Origin of the sequence: Paenibacillus sp. FSL K6-2393, from assembly GCF_038002545.1 — a bacterium.
In the GTDB taxonomy this organism is placed as follows: domain Bacteria; phylum Bacillota; class Bacilli; order Paenibacillales; family Paenibacillaceae; genus Paenibacillus.
The window spans coordinates 487,002-512,487 of record NZ_JBBOCU010000001.1 but is presented as its reverse complement, the minus strand read 5'-3'; the positions used below and the strand labels follow the sequence as shown (position 1 = coordinate 512,487).

Here is a 25,486-nt window from a genome sequence, read left to right as displayed (position 1 = left end):
AAAGCGAGATTAGAGCCATTTTGCTTATTGAATTCAGCTATCTATTTGAGCTATAAAAAGCTGATATTATCTCTGCATATATCGATCCTGCCGATAGGCTAAACAATGTTCCACCCATCTTCGAGCAGCTGCCGGATAAGAGCCCAGATGAACGTGCGTATACCCCGCCACGATGTTGCCTGCGGCATATCCCTCTTGCTTCAATCCACGCAACCCCTTTGTCTCATACGCATAAGGGATCGTTTCTTCATCACGATAGGTCATTGTCGAATAATGAAATTCATGACCCCGAAGTACTTCACCCTTTTTCAGCAAAAAGGAATCCTGAACGCTACTCGCTTCACGATAGCCAAGCGCAGCGCGCTTCTTCTGCATCTGCACCTGTGCGGGGATAATACCCGCCATGTCGAAAGTAACGCCCTCTCGGTCGGTCAACGTTTCCCCGAGCACCATGTAACCACCACACTCGGCAAATAAAGGCATGTTGGATTGTGCTGCTTGTCGAAGTCCTTCCAGAAACCTTTGGTTACCGGAAATATCTGCTGCAAATTCCTCAGGAAATCCGCCGCCCAAATAGATGCCATCCACATCCGTTGGAATACCTTCACCAGCGAGCGGACTGAAATATTGTAATCGGGCCCCGGCTGCTTCGAGCAATTCCAGATTATCGGGATAATAGAAATTAAATGCGGCATCGCGCGCAACGGCAATGACAGGCTGTACCGCATATGATACATGTCGATTATTAACGTGGATCACTGAATTGAAATGTGGATCGTAATTCGAGCCTGGTTCAGTATTAGCTGAATCCATGTGGGTAGTAGTCGCAGGACTCACTTCTTCTGCATTCAAAGGCGGGGCGCTTGCTGCCAGCTCCAGCAGAAGATCCAGATCGGTGCCTTCCATTAACACATCGGCTGCACGTTGGAATAATGGTTCCAGTTCACCGCGCTCGATGGCAGGCACCAGTCCCAGATGTCTCTCAGGAATGGACATGCCCTCGTCCCGCTTCAGCCAGCCAACCACCGGAATGCCGCACATCTGCTCAATGGCTTTTTGCACAATGGTATAATGACCCGCACTTCCACACCGATTGACAATCACTCCGGCAATATTTAATTCAGGCTCCAACTGTTGAAAACCCAGTACAATCGCGGCCGCACTGCGAGCCATACTGCGTACGTCCACAACCAGGATTACAGGGGTTTGTGTGACCAGAGCAATCTCTGCAGTTGAGCCTGTATTGCTGAGCGGATCTTTGCCATCGTAGAGGCCCATAACGCCTTCTATAATGGAAATATCGTGTCCCACCGATGCCTTCTCGAACGTATATCTCACATACTCAGGCGATGTCATCCATGCATCCAGATTACGTGACGGTCTGCCCGTGACGGCGGTATGGTATGTCGGATCAATATAGTCCGGGCCGCATTTGAACCCTTGTACACTCAACCCACGCTGAGCGAGTGCCCTCATTAGCCCCAAGGTTACTGTCGTTTTTCCTGCACCACTTCCGGTGCCTGCAATGATCAGTCGGGGTCTGGCGTTACGATCTGCAATGGGCATCGTCATTTCCACCTTTTCTTCGAAATAACAAAACCGCATCATATAGCGATGCGGTTAAGCTTAATGCATACTCTTTATTCATGAAATGAATGTTTACACAATAAAAGCTTTTTGTCGAACTGATCTAAAAGCAGGCCACTAATCTCTAATCTTGGCCGCACGCCCTGCTGCAAAGTAACGTCCAAGCTCAACGATGAGTGCTCCCATCTTCTCTTCCTCCGGAATGACCAGTGCCTCAATGCCTTCTTCACGCATGGAGTTTGCTGTAACTTTACCTACAGACGCAGGGATTACGCCTTGTCTAAAGGCTGCAAGCATCGGCTCAAGCTTGTCCTGGGAGGCCGCATATTGCGTCAGAAATCTGACCTGCGGTCCACTTGTGAACGCAACAGCATCTACCTCGAAATTTAGAATTTCATTCAATAACTGTTCCAGCTCTGCCTCTTCTGGCGGTACATGGCGGTAAGGAAGCACTTGTCTGACGAGTGCGCCTTGTTCTTCCAACCATGCGACAAGTTTGGGAGCTGTCTCCCCATGAAGCTGCAACATAACCTTTTTCCCTGCGAGATCATGTGGGGCGAATTCTCGAATGAGCCCGTCCGTACTACCATCATCGTCTCGTACCAGCGGTGTTAACTTGCGCTTTTTGAGCGCATTCACCGTCTTGTATCCCCTTGCCGCAATGGAGGATTGCGATAATACATCCAACAATTGGCCTGCCACTTCCATATCCTCAGCCATTTCAAACAATGCATCCAATCCCATACCCGTAGTTAACACCGCCCAGTCTGGCGGGTCTGAGATCCAAGATACCAGCCCATCCCTGATACTCCGATCATCCAGGAATACGGTCCCCTGTGCCGGTCGCACAAGCGGGATTCCACCCATTTTTTCAACCAGTACGGACATTTCTTTCGATTTTCGTGGTCCTGTTAATGCTACACGCACACCTGCCAAATGTTGAGCCATTCATGTTCCCCCCGTTAGTTCAGCCGAATGTTCATCAGTCTGACTACAGTATACAGGGTACTTCTGTGAAGGGAAACTGTGCTTCCCCTCTTTTTGCCCGTTCATCTATAAGGATTTTTGATGGAATGTATCAGGAAGGCTGGAGTTCTCCGCCATGAGAATCTTTCCGTCTTTTCTCTCCGTCCTTCTCCGAATCAGCCGATTTTTGTTCCGGCTCATGTTTCTCTTTCTTTGAAAGGTCTCCCGATCTCTGTTGGGTAGATTCTTTTTTATCCTTTTTGCGAGGACGAAGGAAAAGAAACAGCACAATGGGGAACAACGCTTCAAAAATAATGGCAATCCATGTCCATTCCCGAGTAAAACGATTGAGCTGAATGGCATTTCGGAAGAACCAGAATGCACAGACAAATCCGACGAGGGCAATCGGGCCTGTCAATACCTTTCCCGATACGTTCGGAATCATTCGCTTCAATCCCCAGCAGACAAAGTACAGGTCAAATGCAATCTTTGTGATCATGGTAGGCAAGGTTGCCGCTGCGAGCGCAAGGTCAAACCGGTCCAGAAAATCACTAATTTGCAGCTGTCTTGCCAGCTCATAGGAAGGGTATACCAGTCTTGAAGCAATCGGAACGCCAATAGAAGTGATGGTTTCCACAACAATCAGCATCATGAGCAGTGCCGAGAGGATAATTCCCCCCAGGGCAGACTTAAAACGAAAATCACTACCCTTGATGACAAAGGGCAATGCAATCATCTCGCCATAAAATGAAAATATGTACCAACTCCCTTTACCTACGCCTGCAACATCGACATGAAAATAGGGCATCAGGTTGTCCATGTCGACTTGTTGAATGAGCATGAAAGGTACAATTACCGAGTTCAACAAGAACAAAGTGACGTACAATTCCGTCATTCCAATCAAGGAGCCCAGTCCGCCCCGAACGATAAAAACGCCCATAATCATCAGTGACATCACAATGATAGAGATTGGTGTTGTCTCCAGCAATGTGATACTGATATAGTCACCTGTTAACCGAATATCTCTTGCAAACACAAAGAAAAAAAACAGAATATACAGAAACGCCATTAATCTTCCCAGTAAGGGGAATCTTCCGATGAGCGACTCGAACAGATCCTTCTCAGGAAATCTCCGCTGAACACGACTTAACATCCACATCGATACGATCATCACTACGACTACGGGTATATACGAGAGATAAGCGTGTTGTTCCGCATAGTAGATAGCTTGCGCATGTGGCTGAATTAACGTACCTGAAACACTGAGCAGCAGCACGAGCAGGATCATCTGACGGTGTGTCACTCTCTGATTCATGAAATACCTCCTCTCCCTCTCGTGATTCCGCAAACTTAATGCATCCTGTCCACAACCTAGGGCAGTGGCAGTAAGCGCTGGATAACGTGGCTTATCCATACCGACACAAATAAGGTTTTGCTTAGATTAGTCACATAGAACCAAATGCCTGTACCCAATGCAATCAAACTATAGGATAGCCAGCGATTAATGGCAGCTGCCTGTTTCAAATGTCTGAAATCCATCAAAATGACCGCGATTACCATGGCCAGGTAGGTAAATAAGAGTGGTTTAATCATGTACAACTTCATCCTCTCCGACGCCAATTGGTTTATTGCTCACCCCAACGTTTTCAATAATGACATGGGGAGTAACCGTCACCTCGACTTCAGGGTATATGTCATCCCAGCGATCTTTCATCGTGTCCCACTTGGCCGGCAGATGTTGATGAATGGATCGACCGATTCCAAGGATGTCCGCATGATATTTTCCCTGAACCAACCGGACACCTTCCTCGATATCCAATTTTATTTTCTCGTGAATGGCTTCATGTAACTTCAGAATTTCATTCTCACGCCGGTCACCATAATTGGATTCGTTATCTACGAGAACTCCCTTGGCATACAATTCAATATTCACGGTGACCTTGTCAGCCTTGATACTGGGATGTAGTGAAGCGTTGTTCTCGTTCAACTTGATGAACATATCTCCATCTCCGCCAGGAGCTTTAACCATAATCTCCGGCGCATTGGCCTCGCCCATAGCAAGAATGAGGGCATCAGCTGGAGCTTTGTCGATCATGCCAACCAGCTTATCTTTCTTGAAAATGGCCAACCCATCCAGCTTGATGTTTGTTTTGGCGTCCTTCCACCCTTTTGGAACATTGCTCACTTTCGAAGCGACAGGCAGGAATGGATCGACACCCTCACTAAGAATGGCATCTATAAACGTTTTAAGTGAACGTGGATTACGCATATTGAGGAAGCACAGTTCCCGCACCATCTCGGATGGAAACTTCTCTATAGGTGCATCCGTATCCATGACCTCATATGCTGAACCTTTTGTGACCACTGGCAATGCAGAGAATCGGTTCAGCGGATACCGCGTAAACAGATCAAGCATGGAGGCGACTCCATCCCTGGCAAGCTCCTCACCAATAAGCATCGTACGGCGATGCGCATAATAGATTGTTCGTGAGAGTTCCTTTTGACCTTCAATAGACGTACCATGCAATGATTTGGCTGTATTGGATAACATAAACCAGGATTTATCCCCACTCGTGCCGCCTCCGCCTCCTTCACTACCGGAAGAACCGGATTGTCCCGGCAGAGCAATCTGAAGACTGGATCTGTAATTGTCCCCCTCCTTATCGACAGCAATACCAATCACAAAGGCAACATCGTTAATCTCCTTACGATCCCAGCAACCTGAAATAAAAGTGGTACATAACAACAGCGCTATCACTGCCCGGTACTTATATATGAACTGCATGGGTTCACCACCCTTCCTCAGCTTCAGGGGAACCGTTGATCTTTTCGGTCATCCGTTTCTGATCCCGATGTACCGTAGAAGGACGATTGATCATTTTCCACCATGGCACACGAATGAGAATGTCTTTGGTATCTGTTTTACTGTACGGGCTAAGACCGGAGAGATATGGGACACCGAACGAAGTCATCTGTGTCAGATGCACCGAGATCAGGACCAAGCCGATGACGATGCCATATAATCCAAGCATACCTGCCAGTAACATGATCGGAAATCGGAGCAGACGCACCGTAATCGCGAAGTTAAATCGCGGGATCGTGAAGGAAGCTATTCCTGTCATGGATACGATAATAACCATCGGTGCCGATACAATACCCGCCTGAACTGCGGCCTGTCCGATCACAAGTGCACCGAGGATACTGACTGCCTGACCCACTGTCTTGGGTAACCTGACCCCCGCTTCCCGGAGAGCTTCGAACGACAGTTCCATGATGAGGGCTTCCACCAAAGCCGGAAAAGGAATAGCTTCCCGTGCACCCGCAATACTCAGAATCAGCGTGGTGGGCAACATGTCCTGATGAAATGTAGTGATGGAGATATAAAGCGCCGGCAGAAATAGAGCGATGGCTACGAACAGGAAGCGAATCCACCGCACCAGATTACTGATGAAGAATCGCTCGTAATAATCCTCGCTGGCTTGCAGCATCTGCCACATCGTGACTGGAGCAATCAGCGAGAATGGGGTTCCATCTACCATAATGGCAAAGCGTCCTTCCAACAGATTGCCTGCAACGGTATCCGGCCGCTCCGAATAGTGCATCTGAGGGAAAGGGGAATACGGATGATCTTCAATCAATTCCTCGATATAACCCGTCTCCAGGATGCCATCAATATTGATTTTTTCCAGACGTTTCTTAACATCTTGAATCGTTTTTGGATCGGCAATACCTTCCAGGTAGGTCAGCACAATATCTGTCTTGGTGTCTGTTCCAAGGGTCATACTCACCATCTTGAGAGCAGGTGTTTTCAACTTGAACCGCAATAAGGCCGTATTCACACGGAGCGTTTCGGTAAATCCCTCCCGCGGTCCCCGAATCACGGATTCTGTCTGCGGTTCCTCCACACCACGTCTGACGCCACCTTTGACATTGAACATCCAGGCTTTGTTACTTCCATCGACCACCAGAAGGGCAGAGGATGCCAGCACCCCTTCTGTCGCAGCAGCCCAAGTATCCACTCGCTTCACCTGTGTCAGCTCAACGGTTGTATCATCCAGTGGAACATCAGGTTCATCTGTACGTTGCTGCACCAGCCCTCGAATAATCGGACGCAGCATGTGTTCCTGGATATCAGCCGAATTGACAATGCCTTCGATATAGACCAGAAGTCCTTTCACTTCAGGCGTAATCATGACGTTGCGAAAAACCACATCCGAGCAATCGGAGAATATCTCCTTTACCGCCTTAATCTGAGTTTCATGTACTGCACTAATCGGCTGCCGAAGAAAAGGCGGGGACGGCAGTCCCAAAGGAATATGTTTTTTTTCTTCTGAAGCTCGTCCCGGTTGCCGGGACTTGTCTTTCCCAGATGTTTTGTCCGCCATATGCCGCCCCTCCGTTCTTGTTTTTATACAAGGTAGCTTGTGCCAGACAGCTGGGAATTATGTGGTCTTTTTTGCAAAATTACGATTAAATTCTCTGAGTTTTCATACAGCAAAAAGGCCTCTGTATTGAACAGAGACCTTCCTGACACCCAGCACATGCATTGTTTAATTCACTTTAGTTGATGCTTGCGTCCACTTCCTTAATCATTTCTTGAATGGATTCCAACCCACCACCAGACAAATACCAGTAATTCGGATCCAGATAAACAATATGTCCTTCTTTATATGCTGTTGTATTCTTCACCAAATCGTTCTCGATCACTTGTTTTGCCGGGGATGCCTCACCGTTACCTGCAACCACGGCACTGCGATCAACGACAAAGAGGTAATCTGGATTCTGCTCCATGACATATTCAAATGAAACGCTCTGCCCATGTGTGGATACTTCGATGTTTGCATCTGATGGAGTAAAACCAAATACGTCATGAATAATACCAAAACGGGAACCGGCACCATAGGCGCTCAGTTTGCCTTCGTTTGTCAGGACGATTAGCGCATTTTTACCTGTAGCCGTTACTTTATCATGTAGTGCCTTAACGGATGTTTCGATCGATGCAATGGCTTCTTCTGCTTCTTTTTCTTTACCAAAGATGTCCCCGAGGGTCTTCACGTTATTGGTCAGAGAATTCATATAATCTGCCGTATCTACCGCCATATATATGGTTGGTGCAATCTCACTCAGTTCTTCATACGAATCCTGGAGTCGTCCCGAGATTATGATCAAATCTGGTTTCATCGCGTTAACCTTCTCAAAATCAGCTTCTTTCAAGCCACCAACATTGGTGTACTTCGCATCATTATACTTGTCCAGATAAGGAGGTACGCCTTCCTGCGGAACACCTGCAACTTCTACGCCCAGCTGATCCAGTGAATCCAGTACACCGTAGTCAAAAACAACGACCTTCTCCGGATTTTTCTTCACGGTTGTTTCGCCCAGTTTATGTTTGATGACCACTTCTTCACTTGCTTGATCTGCTGGTGCAGTAGCTTCTGATCCTGTGCCACTGCTTGCACCTGTATTATCCGCTGCCTTATTCCCACCACACGCTGCCAGGACAACCGACAACACCACGAATAACGTAAACAACCAACCCTTTTTCATGAATAAACACCTCTCGATCTCTATATTGGACTACCTTACTCACTCACGCAAAATATACACAAATCTTACGTCCATCGATCCATTGCACAGGGATGTGCATATCATAGACGCTCTGCAATACATCCGTATCGATGATGTCTTCCGTCTTTCCCTCTTTCACTACGCGTCCATCCTTGAGCGCAACAATATAGTCAGAATAACAAGAAGCAAAATTGATGTCATGAATGACAATGACAATTGTTTTGCCGAGTTCATCCACCATTCTGCGCAGCACCTTCATAATCTGAACAGAATGTTTCATGTCCAGGTTATTCAAAGGTTCATCGAGCAAAATATACTCGGTGTTCTGGGCAATCACCATGGCGATATATGCCCGCTGCCGCTGTCCGCCACTCAGTTCATCCAGATACTTCTTGCGGAAGGGGGCCAGTTCCATATAGTCGATGGCCTCCTGAATCCACTGTTGATCCTCAGGTGTGAGCCTTCCTTGTGAATACGGGAACCGGCCAAAAGCCACAAGATCCTCCACAGTTAACCGAATGTTGATGTGATTGGACTGTTTAAGGACTGATATTTTGCGCGACAAGTCCTTGTTCTTCCAGCTTTCAATCTCGCGCCCTTCAATCAGGACTTGTCCTGTATCCTTGCTGATTAACCTGGTAATCATGGATAACAAGGTGCTTTTCCCAGCTCCATTTGGACCAATAAATGATGTAATCTTTCCCTTGGCAATGTTCAGTGATACGTCATCCACTACCCGGACGCCGCCGTATTGTTTTGTAACATTTCTGACTTCTACCACGACTTATTCTCCTTTAGCAGTAAATAGATGAAGTACACGCCGCCTATAAAATTTATAATGACGCTAACGGTCGTAGCAAAGGTAAACACCCGCTCTACAATGAGTTGTCCGCCAACCAATGCAACGACTGCAATCATGACCGAACCCCAGATCAGCACTTTATGCCGATGTGTCCGGAATACCTGATGCGCCAGATTCACAACCAGCAGCCCCAAAAACATAATTGGACCCACCAGCGCTGTGGAGATCGATACCAGAACCATCACCACCAGCAGCAGCCTCTTCACAATGTAATCGTAATCCACCCCGAGATTCACTGCGTGATCTTTGCCGAGAGACAGTACGTCGAGATATTTGGTAAACTTCTGCGCGTACAGCAGGATAAGAATAATCGCAGCGATTGAGATGATCAGCAGATCCGTATTCACATTGTTAAAGCTCGCAAACATCTTGCCCTGCAGCACAAGGAACTCATTAGGGTCAATCAGTACCTCCATGAATGAAGACATGCTCTGGAACAGCGTACCCAGGATAAGACCCACCAGCAGCAACAGATAAATATTACGCCCCTGTTCCCTGCGGAACATGAACTGATGCAGTAGTAGAGCAAACAACGTCATGAGCAGGACAGATATTGCAAAATTAAGGTTTTTGTTCACAAAGCTGATATGTGTGCTTCCAAACACAAACACGGCAAACGTCTGAAATAGCATATACAAGGAATCGAGGCCCATGATGCCAGGTGTCAGAATTCGATTGTTCGTTATCGTTTGGAAAATAGCTGTAGAGTACGCAATGCAGGCACCTGTCAATACAATGGCGAGAATCTTTTTCCCTCTTCGAGGCAATATGTAATCCCAGTTCCCTCCGGATTGAATGACCAGAAATACGCCAATCAGCAGCACTGCCGCTGCAATTAACAAGACCAACTTCCATGTATTCGCCGTATATTTCATTCTCATGATCCATAAGCCTTTCTTCGAAGCAGTAAATACAGGAATAATACACTTCCCACAACTCCCACCGTCAGACTGATCGAAAGTTGATAAGGATAAATAATTAATTGACCCAGAATATCGCAGACCAGAACAAAGATCGCACCAAGCACTGCCGTATGAGGCAATGTATCACGTAAGTTATCCCCTTTGTACAGTGTTACGATATTTGGCACGACAAGGCCCAGAAACGGAATTGTACCTACAGTAATAATCACTACTGCTGAAACCATCGCCACCAGGATCAGGCCGACATTCACAACTCGTCGATACGCCAGTCCAAGGTTGGTTGAGAAATCTTCGCCCATTCCTGCAAGTGTAAAACGATTAGCGAACAGGTACACAATAATGAGCAACGGGATACTGATATAGATCAGTTCATAACGTCCCTTCATGATGGTGGAGAAGTCACCCTGTAACCAAGACGAGATGTTCTGGATCAGATCGTTTTTGTAAGCAAAAAATGTCGTGACGGAGCTTACAATGTTGCCAAACATAAGACCTAGCAGAGCGATATATATCGTATCCTTGAACTTGACTTTCTCCAGAATTCGCATGAAAATCAGTGTTCCCGCCAGAGCAAAGGCAAAAGCGACCAACATTTTTTGCAGAGGGGATGCTCCCGGGAACCACATTAACGTCACAAGAATACCCAATCTGGCTGAATCCATCGTTCCTGCTGTAGTTGGGGAAACAAATCGGTTGCGTGTCAGCTGCTGCATAATCAGTCCGATTACACTCATGCTGATTCCGGCGACAAGGATGCTGATCAGGCGGGGAAACCGGCTAACTTGTAATACCTGTAGCTGGACTGAGGACAAATGAAATATATCCAATGGTGAAATGTCTGAATTTCCAATAAATATGTATACGATAGACAGTACAGCCAGTACGATCAACATATAACGTAACTTCATCTCTCTACTAATCCCCTTACCGATCGCCGTAAAACATTCGTAGTTGCTCTACCTCGCATCATTTGATATTGATACTCATTATCAATTAAGTGAATTATATCGATATTAAATTCATCATGTCAACCTTCCGTTGCTCTTTTTTCTTAAATTTCATGAAACAACCTGAAATACATATACTATAAGATTGATGATATATAAGGAAAAAAAGCCTTCCATGTGGAAGGCTTAATATTTATTATAACGTGTAGTTAATCCGCAAAATAATCTTCAGGCACATAACGAATCTCCGACTTCGCATAGATGCTTAGCGTGTGACTCTCCCTGTCGTACACAACCCGCTCACCTTCTACGTAGTACCAGTGTTTCAAAAGGGGCTGATTCTTGCGTTGGACGAATCGAAATACGTTCAGTTCCTGTCTAAGCTCCATAATCTGTTCCACAATCTGCTCGTCCAGACCCGTAACGGTAAATATGAAACCTGTACCCTCCTGTTGGAACCGATAGGATAGGGAATCTGTTTTGCTATTAGCTAATCCTCGCCCGGTCACCGCATGTTTGACCATAAACCATTCCTGTTGCGCCATACGTGTATATCCTCCTTCATCTTGGAGTTCATTTCATCAGCCATCTACGGCAAATCAATAATCATATAGAACGTATCTTCGTTTGCTTGCAGTTCGATTGAATCCCGCTGTTCCACACGAGCCGTGTCGCCTTCGTTCAACAGGTACTCTCCATCCAATCCCAGCTTGCCTTCGATGGAGAAAATGTACATCCGGCGGCCCGAATCCTGATTAAAGGTTAACGTTTCGTCTTTGGCTAATCGGCCAAGGTAGATCGTCATATCCTGATGAATGGTCGCAACTCTTGGGCCCCCTTCTGGGGATACAATCGGCACGAGTGCTCCTGCCAATGCCGCTGGATCAAATGATGTGGTCTCATAGGAGGGCTCCAACCCTCTTGTCTTTGGCATGAACCAGAGCTGAAGCAAACGTACTTCTTCGGTATCGGATGCATTATGTTCGGTATGAATCATGCCACTGCCTGCTGACATCCGCTGGATACCACCAAAGCTTGTAACGGCTACATTCCCCAGGTTATCTTCATGTCGCAACTTGCCGCTGAGTACGATGGATACAATCTCCATGTCACTATGCGGGTGAGCCCCAAAACCGCGACCAGGCGCGATCACATCGTCGTTCGCTACCCTCATGGGTCCAAACGCCGTATTCTCCGGGTCTTGGTATTCTCCGAAAGAAAAGCTGTGACTCCCCCGGAGCCAGCCTCGATCGAAGCTGGAGCGGGCATCGGATGGAATGACGTTAATCATAAAATGCATCCTCCTTATTTTTTCTTAGTAGCATACTTATTCTCATTGTAACAAACCTCAGGCATGTCGTCCAAACGAAAAAAGCTCTCTACTGATCAGCCCGGTTCGCAAATCAATTCCCGAACCGGCCTGGCCAATAAAGAACCTCGTTACAGGACTCATCCTGCACTTCATTATTTTTTAGCAATCGTTAGTCAATTCAAGCACTCACATTCTGGCGAGCGCTCCCCTGTCTGGAGAACAGATAATCCACGGCCAGGAAGCGGCTTCCTGTGAAGAGCAGTGTCAGGGAACCCGCCAGCAGCAGGTAATCTAACTCGGTACCACTCAGGAACGGCTCACCCATTTTGGCTGTAAACAGAACGCCAACCATCACGATGGCAAACAGGGCAGCAAACACACGTGTTCCCAGACCCAGAATCATCGCTGCACCACCCACCAACTCAATAATGGCTACAACGGATGCAAGAAATCCGGGAATACCGATACTTTCGAAAAAACCTACTGTACCGCTGATTCCACCTTCGAATTTACTCCAGCCGTGCAATACAAAGATCAAACCGATCATAATCCTTGAGAAAAATAATCCAATCTCTACACTTTTATTATTCATGTTCATCTTCCTTCCTCGTTATATTCGACTTCACATTTAGCCAAATTAATTTATCCGATGGACCAAACAAACAAGATAGACAGCAATAGAAAAACAGTAGCCGACATCAGAACAGCATAACGTGGCAACCTCAGCGTCACGTCCTGTTCTGGGTCCAGCAGACGTGAAATTCGGACATTCACCGACGTATCCGCAAATGAGGACTGAACGGTCAGTTCTTTGGCTCCCCAAGGTTCAGGACAAGCACGGAGCAGCTTGAGCAAAGCACTGCCAATGCCTGCCACATTGCCTGTACGCTCAATGGCCTCATTGTCTGCCAGAATTTCTCTAACAATATTGTAATGTTTCGAAGTATGCTTCAATACGGGAATATACGGCATCATGATTGCAAATACCGATAGCAGTGTTGTCTTCAGTGGGTCACGGTGCCACAGGTGATGGACTTCATGGTACACAACTGCAGTCTCCTCTTCTGCATCCAACATCGTCAGAAGCCCTGTGGAGAGTACAATACATGGTCTCCATAAACCAATTGTGAATGCAACCGGAGAATGCTTGTCCACCACAATGAATCCTGGCTGTCCGAGATGGTGATACTTGGACTCCAGTTCGCGAGACAATGCACGCACCTCCATGGAGCGAAGTTTACGTACGGCGGCTCTGGTTTTCATCATACGCACCATTAGCAACCAACCTGTTCCCGCAAAAGTCAGCAATACCAGTGCCAGCAGGAAATGTCCCACGGATAACCAACCCAGTCGACTCATCCAATGATTGCAGAGCCATAGCAGGTTAAACGGGATATCCCAGCCAAAAATTTTGTACATCGCGTACATGAACATCTGCATGAACACGAGTAACGGAATGCCAAACCCGACGGTAAACAAAAGTTTCGAGCGGGTCTTCCACATCTTAATCGCTATCCTTTTTCCATTGTTTGATCTTCTGTTCCAGGCGTTCAATTAGACCCGCATCTGCTTCGTCCAGCGCATCCAGCATATGATTCAATGCCAGAGCTCCGAATTCATCCACCAACTCATGTGACAGTTCCTTGGATTGGTCGTTCATAAACTCCTCCTTACTCTGTACCGGTTGGTACAAAGATGTTCTGCCCTTTTGTGACTTTCCGAGAAGTCCCTTGTCTACGAGCCGGTTCATCACGGTCATGACTGTATTAAAATTGACGTCTTTGTCTTGTTCAAGTGCGGTCTGCACTTCACGGATGCTGCTGCCAGGACGAGACCATAAAATGTCCATGATCTTGGCCTCCAGCGGACCAAAAAATCGGTTGAGCCCACGCTCACCCACTTTGAAATTGTGTATTCTCATGTTATGACACCCCTCACACTACCCATTGTAGTGCCAACAAATGAGAAGTCAACCTCTATGTCAGCTATTTTATGTAAATGATTTGTAAATTTGTTTTCCATTTCAGTAAAAAAGGCCAAAGACCGGGAAATTCCGCACGCTCACGGTTTTCCCGGTCTTCACCAAATATCAGTCAGTATGATGTTATGAGTACAGGGTCAAACTGCACTTTATTTGCCATCCTGTGACGGCATATGTGCAGAAATATCCACGCCGAGTCCATGAGCCAAACGTCCGCCAAGCTGTCCATCCGCCCGGAAGAAGTGGCACAGGGCACGCATTTGAATATCAACAGATACGCCCTTAAGGTCATTGATCAGATTATCAAGTAAATGTTGCTGCTCTACAGGAGTAAATGAACGGAAAAGCTCCCCTGCCTGCGTGTAATCATCCGTTTTCTCGATTTTTTCTCGTGTAACATGCCCTTGCAATGGAACCTGACTGTCCCGATATGCCGGATCTTCCTGCGGGCTGTTTCCTGAACTGTTGGGTTCATAGTTCACCGGAGATGGGTCCTGATTCACATTCATGAGTCCATCACGCTGATGATTACGAACGGGTGCGTACGGGCAATTCACCGGAATTTGCAAATAGTTCGTTCCAAGCCGGTGACGCTGTGTATCTGGATAAGAGAATAGACGTCCTTGCAGCAATTTGTCTTCGGAAGGTTCAATTCCAGGTACAAGTGCACTAGGTGAAAAGGCAGCCTGCTCCACTTCAGCAAAGAAGTTTTGTGGATTCCGATTCAGGGTCATGGTCCCTACCGTATGGAACGGCAATACATCTTCAGGCCAAGTTTTGGTCGGGTCGAGCGGATCAAAAGAAAAATCATCCATTTGCTCCGGCTTCAAGAGCTGTACCTGTAACTTCCACTGCGGGTATTGCCCGTTCTTGATATGTTCATGCAGGTCCCGGGTAGCATGGTTAAAGTCTTGCCCCTGTACCTCGGCAGCTTCCTGACGTGAAAAGCCGCGAACCCCCTGTGCAGACTCCCACTTGTACTTCACATAGTGGACCTGTCCCTGTGCATTGATCCATTTGAAAGCATGTACGCCGAATCCATCCATTTCCCGATAACTTGCCGGTGTACCCAGGTCAGAGAACAACCAGGTCATCATATGGGTTGATTCCGGCGAGAGGGTCATGAAATCCCAATAGCGAGCTGGGTCCTGAATGTTGGTATCCGGAGCTGGCTTCAAGGAATGCACCATGTCAGGGAACTTCATGGCATCACGAATGAAGAACACAGGCAGATGGTTGCCGACAATATCATAGTTGCCTTCACGTGTGTAGAACTTGACGGCAAATCCACGTGGATCTCGTGCAGTCTCTGGTGACCCCGTACCGTGAATAACGGTTGAGAAACGAACCAGCACATCCGTCTCCGTACCCGGATCTTGCAGGAAGTCCGCTGTTGTATACTCCTTCATACTCTGCTCTAGCGTGAATACACCATGAGCACCTGCTCCTCTTGCATGTACAACTCTTTCGGGAATACGTTCACGGTCAAAGTGGGCTATTTTCTCAATGAGATGGTAGTCTTCAAGCAGTGTTGGCCCTCTTCTGCCTGCTGTGCGGGAATTCTGGTTGTCACCTACAGGTGCTCCCTGATTCGTAGTCATACGTTCTGTCATCATGTCGTCCTCCTCTAATGGGTCTCACGGCTGCTATATATCTACTATTAAAATCATATTCGGCTTCGGTTTAAATATACATTTAGACTTGATCTAACTGTTAAATTGATTCTAACATGTCCCACTCTGCTCTTGCATGAGGTTCACATGAGATTAAGATGAGGTTCTTCAACACTTCATGAATGAACTATGAACATGTATCTAAGTGAACGATAAATTTGGGCAAAAAAAAGCGGACTAATCCGCCAGGCGGTAGCCCACTCCTCTTACTGTTACGATATATTGCGGCGAAGATGCGTTATCGCCCAATTTTTTGCGCAAGCTTTTGATATGAACATCAACCACATTACTTCCACCCGTAAAGTCTGTCTCCCAAATATCGCTGAGCATCTCCTCACGGGAAATGACTGCACCTTTGGCATCAATCAGCTTGAGTAACAGATCATACTCGGTCTTGGTCAGATGAATCCGATTATTATCGCGCTGCACACTCATCCGTTCCCGATCAAGCCACAGATCCTTAAATCCGATACGCTGCCCTTCCTCAGGCAAAAACCCACGTTTGGGCAGAGCAGGGCTGTTGCCAATCATACGCTGCACCCGATATAGAGCTTCCTGCGGGCGTGCAGGCCACACCAGCAATTCCTCCTGAAGCATCGGTCCACTCGCGCTGCCAATCATCTTCTCACCGACCAGATACAGACAAGGGGTTGTATGCTCAGCCTCACGATTCAATCGGCTGCTAATGCCGGCAAATGCATCGATCGTTCCGGCAACAGATAGGTCATAGATCAACAGATCAAAGACAAGACGCTCATGCAGATCCGGTTCCCAGCGATGGAACACCAGTACATCAAAGCAGCTATCCGTTAAGGCCTTTACCAGTTCATGAACCTGCCCCGGCATCGGGCTGATCAGAATAACACGCCGTGTAACAGGACAATTGTCCATAAGGGGCGCTGCATCGGACAAGGCGGGTTTAACCCTAAGGGGTAAACGACGGCCAGGCAGTTTTATTTTTACTTGATCCGTTTGTTTCTGCATTCCCCGCAGACACCTCCAAAGACCACATGAGCATGATCGATTGCATATCCAGTTTCTTCAGCTACCTGTTTCATCCATTGTGGAGGAACCTCCGTCATCACCTCGTCCACTTTGCCGCACACTTCACACATAATGTGCTGATGATCATCCATACGGGCATCGTACCTACTTGCTGTCTCTCCGAGTTTAAGTTCCCGTATCAATTCTTTGTCCGTCAGATAACGAAGAGAATTATACACCGTACCATAGGCCAGATTATATCCTTGTTCCACGAGTCGATTCATGACATCAGCAGCTGTCGGGTGATCCTCCGAATGACGCACCACATCATATACCGCTTGCCGTTGTATCGTCAGATTTAAAGTTCTCACAACCATTTCTCCTTTATTATTGATCCATTTTATATGAAATCAGACACTGATCTTCTACTTATGATGGTCTTCCCAAAAAGAAGGAATAAATTTTGATTTAGATTAAGTATAAATCTCATTGTATATTGAAGTCAATATCACTCTAACATCCTGTATATGCAAATAAAACATCTTTCCCAGCAATCCCCTCATAAATTTGGGATAATATGGTTCGCTACAGCACCACTTTTCAGATAAAATATAGGGATGTGCGTAAAAAGGGGGAATGTCGGTTGTTTAGCACTTTTTTCATTAATATCTGTGTCATGATTACGTTTATGTATGTGTCCGGGATCATCGCGAAGTTCTATAGTATCCGATTGCCTTTTCCCTCGTTACGTGTTCAGTTGATCGGCGGCTTATTATTCGGTATATATGGCACAGTACTCATGAACTATTCCTTCCCTCTGAACGAGACTACGATTGTAGATCTACGGCATCTGGCCATCGTCACCGCAGCGGTATATCTGGGAGGAGTGGCTTCGGTCGTTACTGGACTCATGATCTCGGTCCTTCGTATTCTGATGTTCGGCTTATCATCCTCTGCTATAGATGCAGGATTTGTCATGACTCTGATCGGACTGTCCGGTGTATACTTCGCCTATGCTCCCTGGTCCAGACTGACCAAAATAATTACAATGAATCTGCTTGGCATAACATTAATCTTTATCATCCTTATGTTGAATACAGACAGCATGAATTCATTAATGAAGATATATCCGTTACAAATGACCATTTCCTTTGCTGGTGGAATATTTATCTATTTCATCGCAGAATTCATTAATAAATCCAATGAAATGTTATTTCTATTGGAAAAAAGAGCATCTACCGATCATCTTACCAACCTGAGCAATCGACGACAGTTCGAAAAATCACTTCAACTGGAACTCCATCGTGCGCGGGATTACCAACAAAAGCTTTCCTTGCTTGCCATTGATATTGACCGGTTCAAAAAGGTAAATGACACCTTTGGTCATTCCGCCGGTGATGCGGTCCTGAAGCAACTTGGACAACTGCTCGTTGAGCACGCACGTTCTGCTGATATCGTGTCACGAAACGGTGGGGAAGAATTCGCCATTCTCTTGCTCGACTGTGGACACCGTCAGGCCGTGGCTACCGCCGAATCTATCCGGCAGGCAGTAGAGAAATACCATTTTGCTCTGCCCGACGGACACACAACACGTCTAACCATCTCCATTGGTGTGGCCGTGTATCCGGATCATTGTGATGCTCATGACGATGACGACTTCTTCGAACAGGCCGACCGTGCTTTATATGAAGCCAAGAATACAGGGCGTAACCGTGTGTGTGCCTTAAATTTTCGTTCCTTGCCTCTTACACAGTAAGATCTTGCCTTTCAATAAGCTAACCTTTCAACGTTCTCCAAAAAAGGGATGTCTCGTTCGCCTATTCAGGCACACAGGACATCCCTTGCTTTATGGATCAGTGCATATCATCTCAGCTTGTGTGCTGACAGGAGATTAAGCAAGGATGCTCTCAATCTCCTCAACAATGGCAGCATCCAGCTTCACGCCAGATGCAGCCGCGTTCTCTTTTACCTGCTCGGGACGACTCGCCCCGACAAGTGCACTGGATACATTGTTCTGGCGCAGAATCCAGGCAAGGGCCAGTTGGCCAACCTTCAGATCCAGCTTGTCCGCCACTTCAATCAGTTGACGAACTTTCCCGATGCGATCCGCATTGATCTTTCCTTCGTCCCATCCTAGCTTGGCCGCACGGCTATTCTCTGGGATATCGGAAACGGACGTATATTTCCCGGTCAATAGACCTTGAGCAAGCGGGGAGTATACGACTTGTCCTATGCCTTTACGCTCGCCGAGCGGGATAATCTCATTTTCGATATAACGGTCAAACATGTTGTACACCGGCTGATTGACCACGATACGATCCAGGAGCAGACGGTCTGCTGTACCCAACGCAGCTTCCATCTGAGCCGCAGTCCACTGGCTGACGCCGACATATAACACTTTGCCTTGACGTACCAGATCATCCAGCGCCCGGAGTGTTTCTTCAATTGGTGTTTCGGTATGATAACGATGGCAGTAATAGATATCCACATATTCAACGCCCAGGCGCTTCAAGCTGGCTTCACATTGCTCCTTGATATGTTTGCGAGACAGCCCCTGGTCATTCGGACCATCACCCATTTTGCCAAATACTTTGGTTGCAAGTACATAAGAGTCACGGGAATAAGCTTTGAGCGTCTGCCCAAGCAGTTCTTCTGCTGCACCCCGTTCATATACATTGGCTGTATCAAAAAAGTTAATGCCTTCATCAAATGCAGTTTCAATTGATTTCACCGCATTCTCACGTTCCACATACCCTCCATACGTCAGCCAGCTTCCCAGGCTGATCTCGCTAACTTTCAGTCCGCTTCCACCTAATCTGCGATAATCCAATGTACATCCTCCTCTGTTGGTTATAAAGATGAAGTTCACTTTCTATTGTAACGTAACCAGCTCGGAATAAAAGGGCTTTGGCTCAGAAAATGGAAAATGAAAAAAAGCGCACCTATAACAGGTGCGCCGAATAAAGATTTATCCTCTGATCATGATTTAAGGCAAAGTAATGCTCAATGCATTCAACAGATCAGCTTGTCTGACTGGCTTTGTCAGAACAGCATCAAAGGCTTCTGCTTCATGCAATTCAATGTGCATACCATAAGGAACAAGAACAATGACGGGCAGATTTTCCAGTAGCTGTTTCAGTTCATGTACAAAATCAACCGCTCCGCCTTCCAGTAATCCCATATCCACCACGGCTACATCAGGCATGAATCCTTCCTTGATCCAATCATGCGCTAATGTTAAACCCGAGGTCATGTGTACATCCATCTCCCACCTACGCATCAGGGAAGAGACGCCTTGCAAAATGTCAGGGTCCTTGGCGAGTAACACCTTTTTCCCTTTTAACCGCTGCTGAATACTTGCGAGTTGAGGTAACTCCCAGTATCTGCGCAACGGAAGGGAGATATTGAATTCCGTCTCATTTTCCTTCACACTGCTCACCTGAATACGGCCATGCATGAGAATGGCAAGATTCTGGCTTACAGCTAAACCCAGATTGCTTCCAATCAGTTTTTGGATATTCAAATTTTCATCTTGGCTGTTAAAGGTTTGTGTCTTCTTCTCCGATAACATCTGACCCGTGTACTTCACCTTGAGCTGAAGTGTACCAGTCTCCTCCAATTCTTCTCCGTTCACCACTGCTGTGATCAGAACGGAACCTTCACGCGTTGAATCGAGAGCATACTGAATGACGTGTGCAAGCAACTGTCCGATCTTGACTTCATCACCAACGAACACTTGTGATACATTCAGTTCGAGATTTAATCCCAGCTCAATGTTCTTGCCCGTCGCAATGCCGGCATAGAGATACACGGTATTCTCAATGGTGCCTACCAGATCAAACGGATCATCATGTATAACCGTTTTACCTGCTTCATTAATGTTGAAATTCATCATATTATTCAGCAAGGAAAGCAGAATATTGCCGCTTGTCTCAATCATGTTCACATATTCGGACTGCTCCTCTGGCATATCCGGTGTGCGCATCAGATCTGTCAGTCCCAAAATACCATTCAAGGGATTGCGAATCTCGTGACTCATCAATTTCAACATCTGTGTTTTGGTCATGGCCTCAGATTCGGCACGTTCTTTCTCTGCCTGGAGCTGTTCTTGCATTTGTTCCGAATCACTCAATTTCCGCTCCTGAACATGCAACGTGCTTTCCAAATCGACAACATAGCCCAGGAATACAGCCATCGCCTTCAGTGTCTTCATATCGGTTTCGCTGATCACATAACCAGGATCATCCATTAGACATATGGTACCAAATGTTTCGCCCGATCTTCTCATAATAGGCACGCCCACGAAGAAGCGATTGCCAAGTCCGCTCGTAACGCCCATGGATCGTGTCATCGGATGTTCACATGTATCCGGGATCGTAAGAACACTACCGTTGTCTCTTAATACCAGGCTGCAATATGAATCCGTAAAAGGAAGTGCACTGCCTTTAACAACTAACTCTTCCGTACGATTAAAGGCCTCCAAAATGACATTGGTCACACCGTCATTCGTGGCAACAAAGATGGTATTGACCTTCAATATACCGCTTAATACGTCTACGATATGGGCCGCAGCTTCCTTTATATCTTCATAGAAGCCTCTCGTAATGCCTTCTGCCGTCCCCATGATCCACCCCTTTTGTCTTAGCTGCACTTTCTAATCTGTATATCAGAATGTTAATCACGTACAAGGGCTCATCAAGAATCCGAATAGCTGTCACAATCTATACTTATATGATTAACACCGTAGAAGTAAAAGAGAATCATACTGCCTGCCGATAGCCCGTTTTCGGACAAAAGCAGGTCTTGAACTGATAGTTAAAGACTGAAAATGTACTGCAAATCGCCTTTTCAGCTTGATTAAAGTCCATCTTGTCCAACTTCGAATATTATCCTTGCAAGATAACTAGAAATTATACGCTTCTACTCAGACTTTGGAAACCTTTATCCGCAGCAATTAAAGGAAAGTCCACTTTGCCCACTACGTTGTGTGACCATTATCACACCCAAAAAACCACATATAGTTTATAAATGGATAATACGAATCTACATATAGTATTTAACGTGAATTAAATGATAACCAAATCATTTTAGGAGGAACCTTACATGAACATGCTTGAGTATGCCACTCCACCGGCATCCGATCTATTATCCGACCTGGGAAGACGCATTATTGGCGCAGAAGACGCCGATACGCTGAGGGAAAATGCAAATCTGAACGGGGACTCCTTCAGCGGTAAGATGAGCAGGCTCGGTTCGGAGACCGCCAAGTGGCATGCTCTGCGTCATGTGTTGCCAGAAGAGCTTGCCCAAGCTGTGGAGAATGGGGATCTGTATGTACACGATCTGGATCAGTATGCACTTGGAACGACCAACTGCATCTTTATCCCGTTTGACCGTCTCCTTGCTGCGGGTTTTAATACAGGCAACGGATCGGTTCGCACACCTCAGACGATCATGTCTGCAATGGCCCTGGTTGCGATCATCTTCCAATCCCAGCAGAACAGTCAATATGGCGGTGTATCGGCCAATAAAATTGACTGGGATTTGGCCCCTTATGTACAGCGATCGTTCCGCAAACATTATCGCAAAGGGCAACGCCTCTTTGGTGAGCATGCCCTGCTTGAGGATGAACTGCTTTATCTGGACAGCATCGAAGCGAAAAATCAGTGCCCGCGCGCATATGCCTTCGCCTATGAAGAGACTGAGCTGGAGACAGGACAAGCTGCTGAATCACTGATTCATAACTTGAATACAATGAGCAGCCGGGCAGGTGGTCAGATTCCATTCACTTCACTGAACTATGGATTATGTACTTCAGCGGAAGGAAGGTTGGTATCGCGTTCATTGCTCGAAGCAACCATCCGTGGCCTGGGCAACGGGGAGACTCCCGTGTTCCCTCAACATATTTTCCAATGTAAACAGGGGATCAATCAGGCTCATGGAGAGCCAAACTATGATTTGTTCCGCCTCGCAGTCACCTGTTCATCCCGGCGGATGTATCCCAACTTTGTCAATGTTGATGCTTCGTTCAATCTGCCTTTCTATCATCCGGAAGATCCGGATACGATCATCGCAACTATGGGATGCCGCACACGTACACTGGCTGACCGGTTTGGTCGCAATCGTCAAAGTGGCAAAGGTAATCTGTCCTTCAACACCATTAACCTCGTGAAACTCGGCATCCGGTTTGGCATCTGCCAAGGTGCCAGAGCTGTCGCTGACCGTGCGGGATTCTACACTGCTTTGGAGTCGGTTATGCATAATGCCACTTCCGGCCTGCTGCATCGCTACCGAATTCAGACAGCACAGCCTGCCAAAGCATCGGACTTCATGATGCGGGAGGGTGTATGGGAAGGTGGAGAACAGCTTGGCCCGAACGAGGCGGTTGCCGATCTATTAAAGCATGGAACATTATCTCTTGGTTTTATCGGTCTTGCGGAATGTATGACAGCTCTCTATGGGCGCCATCATGGGCAGGACCCACATGTACACCACGAAGCGCTCAACATTATTCGGACCATGAGAGAGTTCTGTGACCGGATGAGCGAGCAGCATAACCTGAATATCACCCTGTTTGCCACACCTGCTGAAGGCTTGTCCGGCAAATTCACGAAGATCGACAGAGAACGATACGGCCTCATTGCCGGGGTTAATGATCGTGAGTATTATACGAACTCATTCCATATCCCGGTATACCACACTCTTCCAGCTTATCGGAAGATTGAACTGGAGGCCCCGTTCCACACTTTATGTAACGCGGGTGCAATCTCCTATGTGGAGCTTGACGGAAACGTTCGGGCCAACACCGCAGCTTTCCTGCGAATTGTGCAGTATGCACTGGCGCAGGATATCGGTTATTTCTCTATTAATCATCCGATTGATCGCTGCCCTGCATGTGGTTATGAAGGCGTCATTGGGGATGTATGCCCAGGCTGTGAAGCCCACGAGAACCATGTGCACTTCCAGCGGTTACGCCGCGTAACTGGCTATCTAACCGGAGATTACAAAGTACGCTTCAATGCTGCGAAGCAAGCCGAAGTGCGGGATCGGGTGAAGCACCGGTGAATCTATATGGTTACATCCCGGAATCGGTGAATGAAGGGACAGGCCTGCGTGCTGTGTTGTTCATCAGCGGATGTCGTCACGCCTGTCCAGGCTGCTTCAGTCCGGATTCGTGGAGCTTTCGAGCGGGTGAGCCCTTTACAGAGGAGCGGCAGCAGCAGATTCTGCATGAAGTGACGAGCCATCCATTGCTGGATGGCGTTACGTTGTGTGGTGGTGATCCCTTTTTCTCGGCAGCAGAATGTACGTCTTGGGTCCAGCAGCTCCGAGCTGCACGTCCTGATCTGACGGTATGGGCCTACACGGGATTTGAATATGAAGAACTGATTACCGACCCTGCGAGAGCGGAGCTTGCCCAGTTGTGTGATGTGATTATTGACGGGCGATACGTTGAAGCGGAGCGTGATGTCTCCCTTCCCTTCCGCGGCAGTCGGAATCAACGTTTGATTGATGTCAGTGCAACACTAGCCACTCGAACCATCGTTACAATACAGCTCAGTATGCTGTAAACATTGGTTATATTCCCCTCACCAACTAACAAGGCACGGGTCCCCAGCGGACTCGTGTCTTGTTGGCGTATAGCGGTCTGCTTTAAGAAATAGGTTTTATCCATTCTCTCTATTTTCTTCTCTATTGCATGACGATATATAATATAGGTAGTTACTAAGTTAGCATTTAAAATTTAACCGTTTACATAAGGTAAGCAGGGAGGAATCATCTTTTATATGGATATTGTTCAAGCATTAATTACATGTATGCCTTTCTTTCGAGATACGATTCGTCAGGATGTAACCCTCTCCGTTATTGATCATGAGAAATTCCTATATTTCTCAGCAGGGGAATCGTTAAAGCAACTGAATTATCAACCCGGCGACCCTCTGTTGGATGGAAATCGAAATTTTGCTGATCTCAACGGCGGTACCGTCAAACGATTCGATCACTACCCTAAAGATTTATTCGGTGTTCCTTTTGACGTGGCTTTTATCCCCATTAAAAATGAAAAAGGTGAAGTCATCGCCCTGTTCAACCTGCTCTACAGTATGGATGACCAGGACCAGCTGCAACAGCTCATGGATGCTACCGAAAATCTGACCAACCAGTTAATTGACAGTGTACAGCATGTAGCTGCACACTCCGAGGAACTCAGTGCCACAACCGAAGAGATCCGGAATAATTCCAAACAAGCCGTACAGAAATCAGGCAATGTAACTCAAGTCGCCAGCTTCATTCGTGAAATCTCCGAACAAACCAATCTGCTCGGCTTGAATGCAGCCATTGAAGCTGCTCGTGTAGGTGAAGCAGGTGCAGGTTTTGGCGTTGTTGCCAAAGAAATTCGCAAACTGTCTGTGGATACCAAAGAAGCAACGGCCCGTATTGAAGATTCTCTTCTCTCTGTTCGGCAATCCATTCAAGGCATGGAGAATGAACTTGGTGAGATCACGGCCAGCTCCCAAGAACAGGCTGAACTCGTAAACAATTTCATGAGCACAATTGAGCAGCTGAATGAAACCAACAAACAATTGAAGCAATTTGTGCAAAAAATGATTACGTTTGACGGAAAATAAAAATACGTTTAATGGACAATAAAAAATGCGTTTGATAGCAAACAATAAACAAAAGC

The 25,486-nt window shown here is 46.8% G+C and carries 24 protein-coding genes; 4 read left to right on the top strand and 20 right to left on the bottom strand.

Translation table 11 applies throughout. From position 1 onward, the window contains the following. Nucleotides 1–66 precede the first annotated feature (66 nt). The 18 genes from MHI14_RS02270 to MHI14_RS02185 all read right to left on the bottom strand — a co-directional run bounded on the left by MHI14_RS02270 (nt 67) and on the right by MHI14_RS02185 (nt 17,174). Complete coding sequence (locus MHI14_RS02270) at nt 67–1,566, bottom strand: cobyrinate a,c-diamide synthase (protein ID WP_289390558.1); 1,500 nt, start codon at nt 1,564–1,566, stop codon at nt 67–69. Between the two features lie 138 nt (nt 1,567–1,704). After that, nucleotides 1,705–2,535, bottom strand: coding sequence for a uroporphyrinogen-III synthase (locus MHI14_RS02265; protein WP_091036083.1), 831 nt, complete (start codon nt 2,533–2,535; stop codon nt 1,705–1,707). A 130-nt stretch (nt 2,536–2,665) separates the two neighbouring features. Beyond that, nucleotides 2,666–3,868, bottom strand: coding sequence for a GerAB/ArcD/ProY family transporter (locus tag MHI14_RS02260; RefSeq protein WP_165980304.1), 1,203 nt, complete (start codon nt 3,866–3,868; stop codon nt 2,666–2,668). Nucleotides 3,869–3,924: 56 nt separating this feature from the next. Then, nucleotides 3,925–4,146, bottom strand: a complete 222-nt coding sequence (locus MHI14_RS02255; protein ID WP_091036077.1) for a hypothetical protein — start codon at nt 4,144–4,146, stop codon at nt 3,925–3,927. Further along, nucleotides 4,139–5,338, bottom strand: a complete 1,200-nt coding sequence (locus MHI14_RS02250) for a Ger(x)C family spore germination protein (protein WP_091036074.1) — start codon at nt 5,336–5,338, stop codon at nt 4,139–4,141. Before MHI14_RS02250 ends, MHI14_RS02255 begins: the two co-directional genes overlap by 8 nt. A gap of 4 nt (nt 5,339–5,342) precedes the next feature. Next, nucleotides 5,343–6,938 (bottom strand): spore germination protein, encoded by a 1,596-nt coding sequence (locus MHI14_RS02245; RefSeq protein ID WP_091036071.1) that lies wholly within the window; start codon nt 6,936–6,938, stop codon nt 5,343–5,345. Between the two features lie 175 nt (nt 6,939–7,113). Then, entirely contained in the window at nt 7,114–8,100 is a 987-nt protein-coding gene (locus MHI14_RS02240; RefSeq protein ID WP_133386154.1) for a siderophore ABC transporter substrate-binding protein, read from the bottom strand. 43 nt (nt 8,101–8,143) lie between these two features. After that, nucleotides 8,144–8,902, bottom strand: a complete 759-nt coding sequence (locus tag MHI14_RS02235) for an iron ABC transporter ATP-binding protein (protein ID WP_091036066.1) — start codon at nt 8,900–8,902, stop codon at nt 8,144–8,146. Next, the gene (locus MHI14_RS02230; protein ID WP_283945790.1) at nt 8,896–9,864 is read right to left on the bottom strand and encodes an iron chelate uptake ABC transporter family permease subunit; all 969 of its coding nucleotides are present in this window, start codon (nt 9,862–9,864) and stop codon (nt 8,896–8,898) included. The genes MHI14_RS02235 and MHI14_RS02230 overlap by 7 nt, the downstream gene beginning before the upstream one ends. Then, entirely contained in the window at nt 9,861–10,814 is a 954-nt protein-coding gene (locus MHI14_RS02225; RefSeq protein ID WP_289390560.1) for an ABC transporter permease, read from the bottom strand. The genes MHI14_RS02230 and MHI14_RS02225 overlap by 4 nt, the downstream gene beginning before the upstream one ends. 248 nt (nt 10,815–11,062) lie before the next feature. Then, complete coding sequence (locus MHI14_RS02220; RefSeq protein WP_091036061.1) at nt 11,063–11,398, bottom strand: hypothetical protein; 336 nt, start codon at nt 11,396–11,398, stop codon at nt 11,063–11,065. Nucleotides 11,399–11,442: 44 nt separating this feature from the next. Continuing rightward, complete coding sequence (locus MHI14_RS02215) at nt 11,443–12,144, bottom strand: pirin family protein (protein ID WP_091036060.1); 702 nt, start codon at nt 12,142–12,144, stop codon at nt 11,443–11,445. 199 nt (nt 12,145–12,343) lie between these two features. Further along, on the bottom strand, nt 12,344–12,757 hold the full coding sequence (locus tag MHI14_RS02210) for a DoxX family protein (protein ID WP_091036057.1): 414 nt from the start codon (nt 12,755–12,757) through the stop codon (nt 12,344–12,346). 50 nt (nt 12,758–12,807) lie between these two features. After that, the gene (locus MHI14_RS02205; protein ID WP_036667841.1) at nt 12,808–13,668 is read right to left on the bottom strand and encodes a M56 family metallopeptidase; all 861 of its coding nucleotides are present in this window, start codon (nt 13,666–13,668) and stop codon (nt 12,808–12,810) included. Between the two features lies 1 nt (nt 13,669). Next, entirely contained in the window at nt 13,670–14,086 is a 417-nt protein-coding gene (locus tag MHI14_RS02200) for a BlaI/MecI/CopY family transcriptional regulator (RefSeq protein WP_091036054.1), read from the bottom strand. 209 nt (nt 14,087–14,295) lie between these two features. After that, nucleotides 14,296–15,759, bottom strand: a complete 1,464-nt coding sequence (locus MHI14_RS02195; protein ID WP_289392915.1) for a catalase — start codon at nt 15,757–15,759, stop codon at nt 14,296–14,298. Between the two features lie 237 nt (nt 15,760–15,996). After that, nucleotides 15,997–16,803, bottom strand: a complete 807-nt coding sequence (locus tag MHI14_RS02190) for a winged helix-turn-helix transcriptional regulator (protein WP_091036048.1) — start codon at nt 16,801–16,803, stop codon at nt 15,997–15,999. Further along, nucleotides 16,779–17,174, bottom strand: coding sequence for a Fur family transcriptional regulator (locus MHI14_RS02185; RefSeq protein ID WP_036612807.1), 396 nt, complete (start codon nt 17,172–17,174; stop codon nt 16,779–16,781). Before MHI14_RS02185 ends, MHI14_RS02190 begins: the two co-directional genes overlap by 25 nt. Before the next feature lie 272 nt (nt 17,175–17,446). On the opposite strand from MHI14_RS02185, the gene MHI14_RS02180 reads away from it, so the two are divergent. Further along, nucleotides 17,447–18,559: a GGDEF domain-containing protein gene (locus MHI14_RS02180; RefSeq protein WP_133386158.1), complete on the top strand. Its 1,113-nt coding sequence runs from the start codon at nt 17,447–17,449 to the stop codon at nt 18,557–18,559. A 135-nt stretch (nt 18,560–18,694) separates the two neighbouring features. On the opposite strand, the gene MHI14_RS02175 is transcribed toward MHI14_RS02180, so the two are convergent. Further along, nucleotides 18,695–19,633, bottom strand: a complete 939-nt coding sequence (locus MHI14_RS02175) for an aldo/keto reductase family protein (RefSeq protein WP_047840782.1) — start codon at nt 19,631–19,633, stop codon at nt 18,695–18,697. A 156-nt stretch (nt 19,634–19,789) separates the two neighbouring features. Then, nucleotides 19,790–21,427 (bottom strand): ATP-binding response regulator, encoded by a 1,638-nt coding sequence (locus tag MHI14_RS02170; protein ID WP_133386159.1) that lies wholly within the window; start codon nt 21,425–21,427, stop codon nt 19,790–19,792. Between the two features lie 479 nt (nt 21,428–21,906). On the opposite strand from MHI14_RS02170, the gene MHI14_RS02165 reads away from it, so the two are divergent. The 3 genes from MHI14_RS02165 to MHI14_RS02155 all read left to right on the top strand — a co-directional run bounded on the left by MHI14_RS02165 (nt 21,907) and on the right by MHI14_RS02155 (nt 25,430). Continuing rightward, complete coding sequence (locus MHI14_RS02165; protein WP_133386160.1) at nt 21,907–23,868, top strand: anaerobic ribonucleoside triphosphate reductase; 1,962 nt, start codon at nt 21,907–21,909, stop codon at nt 23,866–23,868. Further along, nucleotides 23,865–24,374, top strand: a complete 510-nt coding sequence (gene nrdG / locus MHI14_RS02160; protein WP_091036035.1) for an anaerobic ribonucleoside-triphosphate reductase activating protein — start codon at nt 23,865–23,867, stop codon at nt 24,372–24,374. The genes MHI14_RS02165 and nrdG overlap by 4 nt, the downstream gene beginning before the upstream one ends. A 216-nt stretch (nt 24,375–24,590) precedes the next feature. After that, nucleotides 24,591–25,430 (top strand): methyl-accepting chemotaxis protein, encoded by an 840-nt coding sequence (locus MHI14_RS02155; protein ID WP_036612816.1) that lies wholly within the window; start codon nt 24,591–24,593, stop codon nt 25,428–25,430. The last annotated feature ends 56 nt before the right edge of the window (nt 25,431–25,486 follow it).

Bases quoted from the DNA above. Each gene is read 5' to 3' on its own strand.
- MHI14_RS02170 (WP_133386159.1), bottom strand. From the start codon at position 21,427: ATGGGGACGGCAGAAGGCATTACGAGAGGCTTCTATGAAGATATAAAG.
- MHI14_RS02225 (WP_289390560.1), bottom strand. From the start codon at position 10,814: ATGAAGTTACGTTATATGTTGATCGTACTGGCTGTACTGTCTATCGTA.
- MHI14_RS02230 (WP_283945790.1), bottom strand. From the start codon at position 9,864: ATGAGAATGAAATATACGGCGAATACATGGAAGTTGGTCTTGTTAATT.
- MHI14_RS02190 (WP_091036048.1), bottom strand. From the start codon at position 16,803: ATGCAGAAACAAACGGATCAAGTAAAAATAAAACTGCCTGGCCGTCGT.
- MHI14_RS02245 (WP_091036071.1), bottom strand. From the start codon at position 6,938: ATGGCGGACAAAACATCTGGGAAAGACAAGTCCCGGCAACCGGGACGA.
- MHI14_RS02260 (WP_165980304.1), bottom strand. From the start codon at position 3,868: ATGAATCAGAGAGTGACACACCGTCAGATGATCCTGCTCGTGCTGCTG.
- MHI14_RS02155 (WP_036612816.1), top strand. From the start codon at position 24,591: ATGGATATTGTTCAAGCATTAATTACATGTATGCCTTTCTTTCGAGAT.
- MHI14_RS02255 (WP_091036077.1), bottom strand. From the start codon at position 4,146: ATGATTAAACCACTCTTATTTACCTACCTGGCCATGGTAATCGCGGTC.
- MHI14_RS02250 (WP_091036074.1), bottom strand. From the start codon at position 5,338: ATGCAGTTCATATATAAGTACCGGGCAGTGATAGCGCTGTTGTTATGT.
- MHI14_RS02200 (WP_091036054.1), bottom strand. From the start codon at position 14,086: ATGAGAATACACAATTTCAAAGTGGGTGAGCGTGGGCTCAACCGATTT.
- MHI14_RS02270 (WP_289390558.1), bottom strand. From the start codon at position 1,566: ATGCCCATTGCAGATCGTAACGCCAGACCCCGACTGATCATTGCAGGC.
- MHI14_RS02265 (WP_091036083.1), bottom strand. From the start codon at position 2,535: ATGGCTCAACATTTGGCAGGTGTGCGTGTAGCATTAACAGGACCACGA.
- MHI14_RS02210 (WP_091036057.1), bottom strand. From the start codon at position 12,757: ATGAATAATAAAAGTGTAGAGATTGGATTATTTTTCTCAAGGATTATG.
- MHI14_RS02195 (WP_289392915.1), bottom strand. From the start codon at position 15,759: ATGACAGAACGTATGACTACGAATCAGGGAGCACCTGTAGGTGACAAC.
- MHI14_RS02165 (WP_133386160.1), top strand. From the start codon at position 21,907: ATGAACATGCTTGAGTATGCCACTCCACCGGCATCCGATCTATTATCC.
- MHI14_RS02220 (WP_091036061.1), bottom strand. From the start codon at position 11,398: ATGGCGCAACAGGAATGGTTTATGGTCAAACATGCGGTGACCGGGCGA.
- MHI14_RS02215 (WP_091036060.1), bottom strand. From the start codon at position 12,144: ATGATTAACGTCATTCCATCCGATGCCCGCTCCAGCTTCGATCGAGGC.
- MHI14_RS02240 (WP_133386154.1), bottom strand. From the start codon at position 8,100: ATGAAAAAGGGTTGGTTGTTTACGTTATTCGTGGTGTTGTCGGTTGTC.
- MHI14_RS02205 (WP_036667841.1), bottom strand. From the start codon at position 13,668: ATGTGGAAGACCCGCTCGAAACTTTTGTTTACCGTCGGGTTTGGCATT.